General features: G+C 72.8%; 8 protein-coding genes. 4 read left to right on the top strand and 4 right to left on the bottom strand.

What is annotated here, in order from left to right; all coding sequences use genetic code 11:
* The first annotated feature begins 15 nt into the window (after nucleotides 1–15).
* Nucleotides 16–3,627: a cobaltochelatase subunit CobN gene (gene cobN / locus P3T39_RS11480; RefSeq protein ID WP_280697378.1), complete on the top strand. Its 3,612-nt coding sequence runs from the start codon at nucleotides 16–18 to the stop codon at nucleotides 3,625–3,627.
* 157 nt (nucleotides 3,628–3,784) lie between these two features.
* Complete coding sequence (lnt, locus tag P3T39_RS11475) at nucleotides 3,785–5,347, top strand: apolipoprotein N-acyltransferase (protein ID WP_280697377.1); 1,563 nt, start codon at nucleotides 3,785–3,787, stop codon at nucleotides 5,345–5,347.
* Nucleotides 5,348–5,429: 82 nt separating this feature from the next.
* Here the strand turns inward: lnt and P3T39_RS11470 are convergent, their stop codons facing one another.
* A complete protein-coding gene (locus tag P3T39_RS11470; RefSeq protein WP_280697376.1) occupies nucleotides 5,430–6,194 on the bottom strand; it encodes a VOC family protein in 765 nt (254 codons plus the stop codon).
* Between the two features lie 14 nt (nucleotides 6,195–6,208).
* Nucleotides 6,209–7,117 carry an NADP-dependent oxidoreductase gene (locus P3T39_RS11465; RefSeq protein ID WP_280697375.1) on the bottom strand — a complete coding sequence of 303 codons (909 nt, stop codon included), beginning with the start codon at nucleotides 7,115–7,117 and terminating at the stop codon, nucleotides 6,209–6,211.
* A gap of 242 nt (nucleotides 7,118–7,359) precedes the next feature.
* On the opposite strand from P3T39_RS11465, the gene ribA reads away from it, so the two are divergent.
* Nucleotides 7,360–8,028, top strand: coding sequence for a GTP cyclohydrolase II (gene ribA, locus P3T39_RS11460; RefSeq protein WP_280697374.1), 669 nt, complete (start codon nucleotides 7,360–7,362; stop codon nucleotides 8,026–8,028).
* 736 nt (nucleotides 8,029–8,764) lie between these two features.
* On the opposite strand, the gene P3T39_RS11455 is transcribed toward ribA, so the two are convergent.
* Nucleotides 8,765–11,074: an EAL domain-containing protein gene (locus P3T39_RS11455; RefSeq protein ID WP_280697373.1), complete on the bottom strand. Its 2,310-nt coding sequence runs from the start codon at nucleotides 11,072–11,074 to the stop codon at nucleotides 8,765–8,767.
* Entirely contained in the window at nucleotides 11,071–11,877 is an 807-nt protein-coding gene (locus P3T39_RS11450) for an SAM-dependent methyltransferase (protein ID WP_280697372.1), read from the bottom strand. The genes P3T39_RS11455 and P3T39_RS11450 overlap by 4 nt, the downstream gene beginning before the upstream one ends.
* Nucleotides 11,878–12,180: 303 nt before the next feature.
* Between P3T39_RS11450 and P3T39_RS11445 the strand changes: the two genes are divergently transcribed.
* Nucleotides 12,181–13,311: an aminotransferase class I/II-fold pyridoxal phosphate-dependent enzyme gene (locus tag P3T39_RS11445; RefSeq protein WP_280697371.1), complete on the top strand. Its 1,131-nt coding sequence runs from the start codon at nucleotides 12,181–12,183 to the stop codon at nucleotides 13,309–13,311.
* Nucleotides 13,312–13,369 lie beyond the last annotated feature (58 nt).

Genomic DNA, 13,369 nt, shown 5'->3' with positions numbered 1-13,369 from the left:
CGGGAGGGCCCTCACGTGATCCTGCTGCTTTCCACCTCGGACACCGATCTGCTGAGCGCCCGCGCCAGTGAAGGCCCGGTCCGCTACCGCCTCGGCAATCCCGCCCGGCTGACCGCCGAGGACCTGCCCGCCCTGCTGGAGGGCACCGACCTGGTGGTCGTCCGCCTGCTCGGCGGTCGCCGGGCCTGGGAGGAGGGACTGGAGGCGCTGCTGGCCGGTCCCCGCCCGGTGGTGGTGCTGACGGGTGAGCAGGCTCCGGACGCCCAGCTGATGGAGCTCTCCACCGTCCCCGCCGGGATCGCCGCCGAGGCGCACGCCTACCTGGCGCACGGCGGCGCGGCCAACCTCGCCGAGCTCGGCGCCTTCCTCTCCGACACGGTGCTGCTCACCGGCCACGGTTTCGCTCCGCCCGCCTCCGCTCCCGCCTGGGGCCCGCTGGAGCGCACCGAGCGCAACGCGGCGGGCCCCGTCGTCGCGGTGCTGTACTACCGCGCCCACCACATGAGCGGCAACACCGCCTTCGTCGAGGCCCTCTGCCAGGCGATCGAGGACCGGGGCGCCCGCCCGAAGCCGCTGTACTGCTCCTCGCTGCGCGGCGCCGAGCCCGAGCTGCTGGCCGAGCTGGGCCAGGCGGACGCGATCGTCACCACCGTGCTCGCGGCCGGCGGCACCCGTCCGGCCGACGCGCAGGCGGGCGGCGACGAGGAGGCGTGGGACGCGGGTGCGCTCGCCGCGCTCGACCGCCCGATCCTCCAGGCGCTCTGCCTGACCTGGTCCCGCCAGGCGTGGGAGTCGAGCGACGACGGCCTGTCCCCGCTGGACACCGCCACCCAGGTCGCCGTGCCGGAGTTCGACGGGCGTCTGATCACCGTCCCGTTCTCCTTCAAGGAGCTGGACGAGGACGGCCTGACGGTCTACGCCGCCGATCCCGAGCGTGCCGCCCGGGTCGCGGGGATCGCCGTCCGGCATGCCCGGCTGCGGCATGTCCCGGCCGCCGAGCGCCGCCTGGCCCTGGTCCTGTCCGCCTACCCGACCAAGCACGCCCGGGTCGGCAACGCGGTCGGCCTGGACACCCCCGCGAGCGCGATCCGCCTGCTGCACCGCCTGCGCGAGGAGGGGATGGACCTCGGCGAGGGCCTCCCGGGTCTCGACGGGAGCGACGACGACGCCCACGAGGGCGACGCGCTGATCCACGCCCTGATCGCGGCCGGCGGCTACGACCAGGACTGGCTGACGGAGGACCAGCTCGCGCGCAATCCCGTCCGGATCCCGGCCGCCGACTACCGCCGCTGGTACGCCGAGCTGCCCGAGGAGCTGCGCAGCAAGGTCGAGGAGCACTGGGGCCCGCCGCCCGGCGAGCTCTACGTGGACCGCAGCCGGAACCCGGACGGCGACATCGTCCTAGCCGCGATCCGGTCCGGCAATCTGCTCGTCCTGATCCAGCCGCCGCGCGGCTTCGGCGAGAACCCGGTCGCGATCTACCACGACCCGGACCTGCCGCCCTCGCACCACTACCTGGCGGCCTACCGCTGGATCGCGGCCGCCCAGCAGGACGGCGGCTTCGGTGCGGACGCGGTGATCCACCTCGGCAAGCACGGCAACCTGGAGTGGCTGCCCGGCAAGACGGCCGCGCTCTCCGCCGCCTGCGGCCCGGACGCGGTGCTCGGCGATCTCCCGCTGATCTACCCGTTCCTGGTCAACGACCCGGGCGAGGGCACCCAGGCCAAGCGCCGCGCCCACGCCACCCTGGTCGACCACCTGGTGCCGCCGATGGCCCGTGCCGACTCCTACGGCGACATCGCGCGCCTGGAGCAGCTGCTGGACGAGCACTCCAACATCGCCGCGATGGACCCGGCCAAGCTGCCTGCGATCCGCGCCCAGATCTGGACGCTGATCCAGGCCGCCAGGCTCGACCACGACCTCGGCCTGGAGGAGCGGCCCGAGGACGACGGTTTCGACGACTTCCTGCTGCACGTCGACGGCTGGCTGTGCGAGGTGAAGGACGCCCAGATCCGGGACGGCCTGCATGTCCTCGGCCAGGCTCCGGCCGGCGAGGACCGGGTCAACATCGTGCTGGCCATCCTGCGCGCCCGCCAGATCTGGGGCGGCGTGAGCGCCCTGCCAGGGCTGCGCGAGGCACTCGGGCTGGACGAGGCCGCGCCCACCCTCGGCGCCACCGACGCGGCCGAGGCCCAGGCCCGCGAGCTGGTGGAGGCGATGGAGGCCGAGGGCTGGGCGCCGGAGGCGGTCGAGAAGGTCGCCGCCGGTCACCCCGGTGCGGTCCGCGAGGTCCTGGACTTCGCCGCCCGCCAGGTCGTACCGCGCCTCGCGCAGACCACCGACGAGCTGGACGCCGTCCTGCACGCGCTGAACGGCGGTTTCGTCCCGGCGGGGCCGTCCGGATCGCCGCTGCGCGGTCTGGTCAACGTGCTGCCGACCGGCCGCAACTTCTACTCCGTCGACCCCAAGGCCGTCCCCAGCAAGCTGGCCTGGGAGACCGGTCAGGCGCTGGCCGCCTCCCTGGTCGAGCGCTACCAGGCGGACAACGACGGCGAGTTCCCGCCCTCGGTCGGTCTCTCGCTCTGGGGCACCAGTGCGATGCGGACGGCGGGCGACGACATCGCCGAGGCGTTCGCGCTGCTGGGCGTCCGCCCGGTCTGGGACGACGCCTCGCGCCGGGTCACCGGCCTGGAGGCGATCGGCCTGGAGGAGCTGGGCCGTCCTCGGATCGACGTCACACTGCGCATCTCCGGCTTCTTCCGGGACGCCTTCCCGCACGTGGTCGACCTGCTGGACGACGCGGTGCGCCTGGCGGCCCGTCAGGAGGAGCCCGAGGAGCAGAACTTCGTCCGCGCCCACGTCCAGGCGGATCTCGCCGTCCACGGCGACGAGCGCAAGGCGACCGTCCGCGTCTTCGGCTCCCGCCCGGGTACGTACGGAGCGGGTCTGCTCCAGCTGATCGACAGCCGGGACTGGCGCACCGACGCCGACCTGGCCGAGGTCTACACCGTCTGGGGCGGTTACGCGTACGGCCGCGAGCTGGGTGGACGCCCGGCGCGGGAGGAGATGGAGACCGCGTACAAGCGGATCACCGTCGCCGCCAAGAACACCGACACCCGCGAGCACGACATCGCGGACTCGGACGACTACTTCCAGTACCACGGCGGCATGGTCGCCACCGTGCGCGCGCTCACCGGCAAGGCCCCGACCGCCTACATCGGCGACTCGACCCGCCCCGAGACGGTCCGCACCCGCACGCTGACCGAGGAGGCGGCACGGGTCTTCCGCGCCCGCGTGGTCAACCCTCGCTGGCTGGAGGCGATGCGCCGCCACGGCTACAAGGGCGCCTTCGAGATGGCGGCGACCGTGGACTACCTGTTCGGCTACGACGCCACCACCGGCGTGGTCGCCGACTGGATGTACGAGAAACTGACCCAGGAGTACGTCCTGGACCCGACCAACCGGGAGTTCCTCGGCGCCGCCAACCCCTGGGCGCTGCACGGGATCAGCGAGCGCCTCCTGGAGGCAGCCGAGCGCGGCCTGTGGGCCGAGCCCGACCCCGAGCTGATCGACGCACTGCGCGCCGCCTTCCTGGAGACCGAGGGCGACCTGGAGGGCGACGCGTAGGCTCTGCCGGGCAGCCTCCCTCAGGGGAAAGGAGCGCCCCTGATTGCTCACCCTTGCCCCTGCTGAAGTGTTTCCCCGGTTGCTCGGAGTCGCCGGGTGCGAACACACCTGTTCCGATGACTCGATCAACCCTGGCATCGGGGCGGACAATCGGGGCATGACGTTGCGCTGCGCCCTTGCCCGACCCGCCCGTTACGGGGCGCTCCTCGCCGGTGCACTGCCCGTCCTCGCCTTCCCGGCGCCGGGGCTGGCCGCACTGGCGTGGGTCGCCCTGGTCCCCGGACTGCTGCTGATGCAGCGTTCACCGGGCGGGCGGGAGGCGGCGGTTCGGGGCTGGTGGTTCGGCACAGGGTTCATCCTGGCCGCGATGTACTGGCTGATTCCGTCGATCGGCCCGGCCCTGCTCCTGCTGGCCGTGATCTTCGGCTCTATGCAGGCCGCGCTCGGGGTGGCGGTGTGGCGGGTGCTCCGCCCGCCCGTCACCGCCCGGCGGGCGCTGGGTGCGCTGGTGGTCGTCCCGTCGGTCTGGGTGAGCTGCGAGTACGCCCGCTCCTGGCACGCGCTCGGTGGGCCGTGGGCGCTGCTCGGCGCCAGTCAGTGGCAGCACCCGACCGTGCTGGCACTGGCCTCGGTCGGCGGCGCCTGGCTGGTGAGCGCCGCCGTCGCGGCCGTCAACACCGGAGTCCTGCTTCTGTTGACGGCCCGCCGGCTCTCCGTCCGGGCAACGGCCGCCGCCGTGACGGCACTTGCGGTGGCGGCCGGGCCGCTGCTGTTCGCGCTTCGCACCCAGCCCTCGCCCGGCGAGCAGGCCACCGTCGCGCTGGTCCAGCCGGGCAGCACCGAGGACCCCGCGGCCCGATTCGACGCCGGTGTCCGGATCACCACCAACCTGATCGGGCGACCGCTCGACCTGGTGGTCTGGGCCGAGAGCAGTACCACCGACGACCTTGACCGCGACACCGCCGCCGTGGACCGGTTGCGCAGCCTGTCCACCGCGACGGGCGCCCAGCTGCTGGTCGGCGAGGACGCCCGCAAGGCCGACGGCCGGATCTCCAAGGACGCCGTCCTGATCACCCCCGAGGGCATCGCCGCCCGCTACCGCAAGATCCGCCTGGTGCCGTTCGGCGAGTACATCCCGCTGCGGCCGCTTCTCGGCTGGATTGCCGGGATCAGCAAGGCCGCCGGTGAGAACCGCGCCCCCGGCACCGGGTTCCACCTGCTTCAGGCGAGCGACCGCGAGGGCCGCCCGCTGCCGCTGGGCACACTGATCTGCTTCGAGTCCGCCTTCCCCGACATGTCCCGCACGGCGGCGAACGACGGTGCCCGGCTGCTGGTCTACCAGTCCTCGACCTCGACCTTCCAGCACACCTGGGCCCCGGCCGAGCACGCCTCACTCGGCGCACTGCGCGCCGCCGAGACCGGCCGCCCGGTCGTGCAGGCCGCGCTCACCGGCGAGTCGGTGGCCTACGACCGGCAGGGCCGACGTCTCGCCCGTCTGGACACCTCCGCCACCGGCGCCCTCACCGTCCGGCTGCCGCTGGCCGATCCGGCCGCCCGCACCTGGTACGGGCGGCTCGGCGACTGGGTGCCGGCCTCGGCCGTGGCCGTCACACTGGCCGCCGCCGCCACGGCGCTGATCCGCCCCCGCCGCATGCCGGACGGCTCGGCAGCGGCACCTTCAGCCACCACCGAGCCGTCCCGATCGACCTCCGACGCTTGACGCCTGCCCGGCCGATCCCGGGCGCAACGTCAGCCGTGCACGGTCCAGGGGCGCGAGGAACCGTGCGAAGAGATCCGCGGGATCAGCCCTCCGTACCCGCGATGTGGATGCCGAACCGGGCCCCCTGCGCATCGTGCAGCACCGCCAGCCGGGGGCCCTCCGGCACGTCGGTCGGCGGGAGCATCACGGTCGCACCCAGTGCGGCGGCCCGCTCGGCCGTCGAGTCCACGTCCGCGACCGCGAAGTACGGCATCCAGTACGGCGCCACCTCTGCCGGGAACTGGTCGCCCATGTCGAGCATCCCGCCGAAGTCCCGGCCGTCGAGGCCCCATTGCGTGTACATCTCGCCGATGGTGACGCTCCAGCCGAACACCCGGCTGTAGAACTCCTTGGCCCCCTCGGTGTCCCGGGTCGCCAGCTCCACCCAGCCGAGCGAGCCAGGTTCGTTGAGCACACCCGCACCCTTGAAGGACTTGGCCTGCCAGATGGTGAAGACCGCACCCGACGGGTCTCCGAGCACGGCGAAGCGGCCCTCGTCCGAGACGTCCGTCGGCGCCCTCAGCACCGTGCCTCCCGCGTCGGCCACGGCCGCCGCGGTGGCCTCGGCGTCCGAGACCGCGAAGCAGACCAGCCAGGCGGTCGACTGCTTGGGCGAGGCGATGGCGGTGATCGCGGCGACCGGGGCGTCGCCCAGCCAGAGCAGGCTGTAACCGTCGATCTCGGGGCGTGTGTCGGTCTCCACCCGCCAGCCGAAGAGCTCGTGGTAGAAGACCCTGGCGGCCTCGGGGTCGGAAGTGCCCAGTTCAACCCAGCTGGGCGCGTTGACGGTCGGGGTGGTGATCTTCACGGTCCGGCCTCCGGTCAGCCAATTTCGAGGACGAGCTTGCCGCGGACATGGCCCGACTCCACCTCGGAGAGGGCGTCGGCGGCGTGCTCAAGGGGATAGGTGGCGGCGATGTGCGGGTCGAGGGCGTCGAAGGCGACCAGCTTGGCCAGCGCGGCCAAGGTGTCCGCGCTGCGGGTGCGCTTGACGAAAGCTCCGCCGAGTTCGGCGGCAGTGGCCGGGTCGACGGCGGAGACCAGCCTGCCGGGATTCCTCAGCGTCGGGGCGGCGGCCCGCGCGTTCTCGCCGCCGACCAGGTCCACGATGCCGTCCACCCCGTCCGGCGCGGCGGCCCTGATCCGCTCGGCCACGCCGTCCCCGTAGCGCACCTGGGTGGCTCCGAGCGACTCCACAAAGGCCCGGTTGCCGTCGCTCGCCGTGCCGAGCACGGTCAGCCCGTGCCCCTTGCCGAGCTGCGCGGCGACGCTGCCGACGCCGCCCGCGATACCGAGGATCAGCAGGGTCTGCCCCGCCTTCAGGTCGAGCTGCTGCACCGCGTCGTACGCGGTGGCGGCCGCCACCGGCAGGGCCGCCGCCTGGACGAAGGTGACGTCCGGACGCTTGTGGGCGGTGCTCGCGGCGTCCAGCAGGGTGTGCTCGGCGTAGCCACCGGTCACGGTACTGCCGAAGACCTCGTCCCCCACCGCGAAGCCCTCGACCCCCTCCCCCACGGCCTGCACCACCCCGGACGCCTCTGAGCCGAACACCACCGGCGGTGGCTGCCCGGTGCCCAGATAGCCTTGGCGGATCTTCCAGTCCACGGGGTTCACCCCGGCGGCGCGGACGGCGATCAGCAGCTGGCCGGGTCCGGGCGAGGGGGTGGGGCGGTCGAGGAACTTCTGGTTCTCGGGCCCGCCATAGGCCACGAATCCGAATGCCTTGGACATGCTTTTCCTTACGCTCGGCGACACCCCTTCACCAGCTTGCGGGCGGGGCTGCAGGGGCGGACGGGGATGCTGCGCCGAACGGGGCTGGGGATCTTGGAGAAAAGCACTGTTGTTCAAATTGGAACTACAGTGTACGGTCGAGCCGGTCGACTGTTTCGAATTCGAAGCACCTGCAGCACCTGCGATCCACAGCGACCCGACCATGTGGCGACCGGCCACCTGACGACCACCGGAGGCCCGGCATGCCCCACCCCGAGCAGCACCAGACGCACCGCCCCCAGCCGGGACCGGCCACCATCCGCTCCCAGGTCCGCATCCCGCTCACCTTCGGCGACGGCTACCGCGTCGAGGCCGAGGTCCACACCTTCCGCGGGCTGGCCGACGGCGCCGAACACCTCGCCCTCAAGCTGGGCCGACCCGAGGGCACGCCCCTCGTCCGCCTGCACTCGGAGTGCCTCACGGGCGACGTCTTCGGCTCGGACCGCTGCGACTGCGGCCCCCAACTGCGCGAGGCTGTCGAGCGGATCGCCGACAGCGGCGGCTATCTCCTCTACCTGCGCCAGGAAGGCCGGGGCATCGGCCTCTACAACAAGCTCGACGCCTACGCCCTGCAACAGAACGCCGGCCTGGACACCTACCAGGCCAACACCGCGCTCGGCCTGCCCGAGGACGACCGCGACTACACCGCCGCCGCCCAGATGCTCACCGCCCTCGGCGCCCCCGGCATCCGCCTCCTCAGCAACAACCCCGACAAGTCGGCCCAGTTGGCCGCCCTCGGCATCGAGGTCACCGAACACGTCCCCACCGGCGTCCACCTCTCCGAGAGCAACGTCCACTACCTCCACACCAAGGCCGGCGGCACCGCCACGACCCTCGGCCACGGCATCGAGCTGCTGCCCGTCGGCGCCTAGCCGCCCCTGCGCGAGCGGCAACGCACCTCCGCAGGCGGGCGCTCGCGCAGTTCGCCGCATTCCGAAGCCGTGCATGGCCGATCACAAATTGACGATCCGCCAACTCTCGCTCCGGGCAGCCGAGTCAGGTCCGGTGAGGACGGCAGTGGCGCCGGCCGGTTCCGTCCGTCCAGTGGCGGAGGAGCAGCAGCGCGGACCGACAGGGGCCGATCCACAGCGGGCCGTCGGACCACTGCGGGGTCCGTCACCCGGCCACGGCCGACTCGGCCATGGCCGCGAGCAACCCGCGGACGCCGGTGCGCTTCCGACCCGACAGAGGAAGCGCACCGGGCGTCGCGGTGGCACTGGGGTCATCGCACGCCGGGCGGGCGTGCCCGTTCCCCATGGGCACACCCTTGCCGGGCGGCGGTCTGCGGTCGGGTCTCGACTGACGCAGCTGCCAACGGGTCTGCTGCGGGGGCCTGCCTCATCGAGGGCGAACCTCCCCGACACCTTGCTCACGCGCCCCCGGCGGGTCGGCGGGGGGGCCGCATCGGTCGGTCTCCGGGGCGTCGGAGTTGAGGCTGGGAGTTGAGGCTTGGCGGGCTTCGTCGCCCGAGGCGGTGCGCCCAGGAACGGTGCCAGAGACCCATCATCGGCAGATACCTCACGCAATGTCAAGGGTGTTTGTCCCGTTTTTTACCGATATGACTGCGTGATTGACAGTGCACGCTGAGTGGGGAGTCGGCGCATAGGGTCAGCGCGGCGGAACGCCGGCCTCGGCGATGCGCCGGGCGATGCCGGCCGGATTGGTCGGGCGGCCGAAGTGCCAGCCCTGGGCCCAGTCGCAGCCCATCAGCCGCAGCCGGTCGGCGTCCGCGCCGCTCTCGACGCCCTCGGCGGTGACGGTCAGTCCCAGGGTGTGGGCCAGCGAGACCAGTCCGCTGATGATCCGCCAGCCGAGGTGGGCGTCCTTGCCCGGGTCGTGCAGGTCGCCGACGAAGGAACCGGCGATCTTCAGTCCGGAGACCGGCAGGTCGCGCAGGTAGGCGAGGTTGGACCAGCCGGTGCCGAAGTCGTCCACGGCCAGCGAGACACCCATGTCCACCACGGCGTGCAGGGACTTGAGCGCCTCGTCCTCGGGGCCGACCACGGTGGACTCGGTGATCTCCAGCTGGAGCTTCTTCGGGCTGAGCCCGGTGGAGCGCAGGATCCGCTCCAGATCGCCGACCAGGGCGGCGCTGCGGGCCTGACGGACCGCCAGGTTCACGTTGATCTGCGGGGCCGCCTCGCCGAACCGGCCGACCCACTCGGCGCCCTGACGGCACGCCTGCTCGAGCACCCAGCGGCCGAGCGGCATGATCAGACCGGTCTCCTCGGCAATCCCGATGAACTCCTCAGGACCGAGCACACCCAGCTGCGGATGCCGCCAGCGCACCAGCGCCTCCACCGCGACCAGCGAACCGTCGTCGAGCGAGCAGAGCGGCTGGTAGTCGATGAAGAACTCGCCCCGGTCCAGCGCCGCGGGCATCCGGACCGAGACCGTGTAACGGCTGACCGCCCGCGCGTTCTCCTTCGGGTCGAAGAGGGTCCAGCGGCCGCGCCCGGCCTCCTTGGCCCGGTAGAGCGTCAGATCCGCCGCCCGGACCGCCGCGCCCGGCGTGGTGGTGGCGACCCTGCGCTCCAGGACGCCGACGCTGGCTCCGACCGCGAGCTTGTGACCGCCGATCAGTACGGGCTTCGCGAGGGCCGCCAGCACCGTCTTGGCCGCCGCCACCGCCTCCTGCTCGCCCCGGCAGTTCTCCAGCAGGACGACGAACTCGTCGCCGCCGAGCCGCGCCACCAGGTGTCCGAGCGGGGTGAGCGCCGCCTCGAGCCGGCCCGCCACCGCCGCCAGCAGCTGGTCGCCGGTGTCATGGCCGAGGCTGTCGTTGACGACCTTGAAGCCGTCCAGGTCCACGTAGCACAGGCCGAAGCGGGCGCCCGGCTCCGGCTCCTCGAAGAGCTTCTCCAGCCGCTCGAAGAAGGCCACCCGGTTGGGCAGCCCGGTCAGCGGGTCGTGGGTGGCCTGGTGGCGCAGCCGTTCCTGGAGGCGGTAGCGGTCGGTGATGTCCTCCAGCATCGCCACCTGGTAGACCGGCTTGCCCTCGTCGTCGCGGATCAGCGAGACGGTCAGATGGGTCCAGACGATCTCGCCGTCGTGCCGGTAGTAGGGCTTGTCGAACTGGAAGTAGTCGCGCTTGCCCGAGATCAGCTCCTCGTACGCCTCCCAGACGCCCGGGGTGTCCTCGGGATGCACCAGGTCGTTGACCCGGCGGCCCTGGAGGTCCTCGGGGCGGGCGCCGAAGAGGTCCTGGAGGGCCCGGTTGACCGCCAGGATGTTGCCGTCCACGTCGCCGAGGCCGATCCCGATCGCCGCGCTCTCGAACAGGGCCCTGAACCGGGCCTCGGAGGCGCGCAGGGCCTTCTCCACCTCCTGGCGCGCGGTGTCGGCCGCCAGCCGGATCGACTCCTGCTCGCTCAGGGTGCGCTCGCGCAGCGCCGCGGCCCAGCCCGCCGCGAAGGCGCCGCAGAGCGCCGGGGCGCGGCCGTCCGGTACGGGCTGCGTCTGGAGCAGTTCGACCGCCCGGGACAGTACGTCGGGGTCGGTGAAGTGCGCGTCCACCAGCAGGGCGCCCGCCCTGGCCGCGTACTCCTGCCGGAACGGCTGCTCCAGCTGCGCGCGGTGCAGCAGCCCCGCCGTCCGGGAGATCAGCCGGCGGAGGATGCCCGGGTGCACGGCGACGCCGTGACCGGACTGGAGCAGGTCGGCCCACTCCTCGTGGAAGCGGGTCGCGCTGCGGTACTGCCCTGCGCTGCCGTGCCCGTCGGCGCGGTTGTGCCCGTCGGCGCTGCCGTACCCGTCTGCGCGGTTGTGCCCGTCGGCGCTGCCGTACCCGTCTGCGCGGTTGTGCCCGTCGGCGCTGCCGTACCCGTCGGCGCGGTTGTGCCCGTCGGCGCTGCCGTACCCGGCCGTCCCACCGTGTCGCTCGGGCGGGACGGCCCCTGCCGACGGAGGCGCACTCACCGCAGGAACCCGACCCCGGCCATCCCGGACATCCACTCCGGGTGCGGGCCGATCGTCCCGGGGTTCTCGGGGTGCCACTCCGGCAGGTACACCACGCCGGGGTCGACCAGCTCGAAGCCGTCGAACAGCTCCAGGATCCGGTCGCGGCCGCGCATGGTCAGCGGGGTGGGGGTTCGCTTGTAGAGGTCCTGGTGCGGTCCCGCCTGGTCCGGGCGGCCGTCCACGGAGGCGTGGCTGAGCACCAGCGCGCTGCCGGGCGGGAGGGCGTCGCGCAGCGTGGACACCAGCCTGGTCGGGTCGTCGTCGTCCGTGACGAAGTGCAGCACCGCGACCAGCATCAGCGCGACGGGCCGGCCCTCGTCCAGCAGCCCGGTGACCTCGGGGCGGGAGAGCAGGTCGTCCACCGAGCGCAGGTCGGCCTCGACCACCTCGCTGAGCGGGTCGTCCTTGAGCAGCAGCCGGCTGTGCGCCACCGCGACCGGGTCGCGGTCCACGTACACCACGCGGGCCTCGGGCCGGATGCCCCTGGCCACCTCGTGCACGGCCCCGAAGGTCGGGATGCCCGAGCCGATGTCCAGGAAGCGGCTGATGCCCGCCTCGGACACGTGCTGGACCGCGCGGCGCAGGAAGGCCCGGTTGGAGCGCATGATGGCCGGGAGGTCGGGCCAGAGTTCGATGGCCTTGCGGGCCATCGCGCGGTCGGCCTCGAAGTTGTGGGAGCCGCCGAGGTAGTAGTCGTAGACCCGGGCGGCATTGGGCTTGTCGAGATCGGTTCCGGCGGGGACCCAGTTCGGTCGTCCCATGGTGGTAAACCCCTCCGGAGCTGAAATAGACAATAAAACGCCAAGATCTTCCTATCATCATCTCCCGCCTGCAAGCCGTGGCGGCCCAAACGGTGCGGTCTGTGATGCAGACGGGACCTGTGGGACACGCAGTGTCACACGACTCGGGCCGCACCGAGCGCGGCCTTTCGCGCACGCAGTTGATCAAGCAGAGCCCCGCGCCCCTGAAAAGCTTGCCCGACAGCCCGGGGCCCCTCCCGCACTGCTCCCCCTCGGACGGGGCCTACCGTGGAGTGGCCCGTACCCGTCCCGCAGGGAGCAGCGATGGAGCGGTTCGACCGCAGTGGTACCGGAAGCGTCAAGTGGGCCCGTGCCGGGGAGGGGCGGATCGCGCTGGGGCTGGCGGACATGGACCTCCCGGGTCCGCCGGAGATCGGTGCGGCGCTGGCCGAGCGGGCCGGGCACAGCGCGTACGGCTACACGGCCTGCGATCCGGCCGGGCGCGAGCTGGTGGCGGCCTGGTACCGCGAGCGGCACGGGGTCACGGTGGATCCGGACTGGGTGCTGCTGCTGCCGTTCAGCCCTCGGACGGCGCTGCGGCTGCTGTTCACGGCGGCCGGTCCCCGGCGACCGGTGGCCTTCCCGGCGCCCGAGTGGGGTGGTTTCGCACAGATCTGTGATTCGGCCGGGCTGCCGTACCGGGCGGTGCCGCTGGCCAGGGACGCGACCGGCTACCGGCTGCCGGTCGCCGCGCTGGCGCGGGGCGGCGCCGATCTGATCGCGCTGAGCAGCCCGCACAACCCGTCCGGACGGGTCTGGACGGCCGAGGAGATCCGGTACCTGGCCCAGGCGGTGGCCGACAGCGGCGGGCTGCTGGTCTCGGACGAGGTGCACGGCGACCTCGTCCACCCGGATCACGGGCTGGCGCAGCCGGTGGCCGCCGTCGTCGCCGAAGGCGCCTCCCGGCATGTGGTCACGCTCAACTCGGTCGGCAAGACGTTCAACACCTCCGGAGTCCCGAGCTGCTTCGCCCTGGTGCCGGATCCCGGCCTGCGGGAGCGGCTGACCACGCTGATGGCGGGCTACGGGCTCTGGGAGGGCGGGCTGCTCGAACAGGTGGTGCAGCAGGCCGCGCTGCGGCACGGCGGCCCGTGGCTGGACGCCCTGCTCGGCGAACTGGTCTCCGCCCGCGATCTGGTGCTGGCGGCGCTGCCGGACGGCGCCGTGCTCTCCCGGCCCGAGGCTTCGTATCTGCTCTGGCTGGATTCCGCCGCTCTCGGGCTGCCCGCCGACCGGGCGCGCGAGGTACTGCTCACGGAGCGTGGCGTGGAGCTCTCGGACGGCGCCGACTTCGGGCCCGCCGGGCGCGGCTTCCTGCGGCTCAACTACACCCTGCCCCGGCCACTGCTGCGCACCGCACTCACCCGTCTGACCGGTTCCTCCTGCGGAGAGTGACGGCCTTGCGGCCCAGGGGCAACGCCCGGACGATGGCCGGAAACCGGCCTGCGAACGG

The sequence above is a fragment of the Kitasatospora sp. GP82 genome (genome assembly GCF_029892105.1).
Classification (GTDB): Bacteria; Actinomycetota; Actinomycetes; order Streptomycetales; family Streptomycetaceae; genus Kitasatospora.
This window is presented reverse-complemented; position numbering and strand designations above follow the sequence as displayed.

Excerpts from the sequence above, each read along its gene's own strand:
- lnt (WP_280697377.1), top strand. The coding sequence starts at position 3,785 with ATGACGTTGCGCTGCGCCCTTGCCCGACCCGCCCGTTACGGGGCGCTC.
- P3T39_RS11465 (WP_280697375.1), bottom strand. The coding sequence starts at position 7,117 with ATGTCCAAGGCATTCGGATTCGTGGCCTATGGCGGGCCCGAGAACCAG.
- ribA (WP_280697374.1), top strand. The coding sequence starts at position 7,360 with ATGCCCCACCCCGAGCAGCACCAGACGCACCGCCCCCAGCCGGGACCG.
- P3T39_RS11450 (WP_280697372.1), bottom strand. The coding sequence starts at position 11,877 with ATGGGACGACCGAACTGGGTCCCCGCCGGAACCGATCTCGACAAGCCC.
- P3T39_RS11445 (WP_280697371.1), top strand. The coding sequence starts at position 12,181 with ATGGAGCGGTTCGACCGCAGTGGTACCGGAAGCGTCAAGTGGGCCCGT.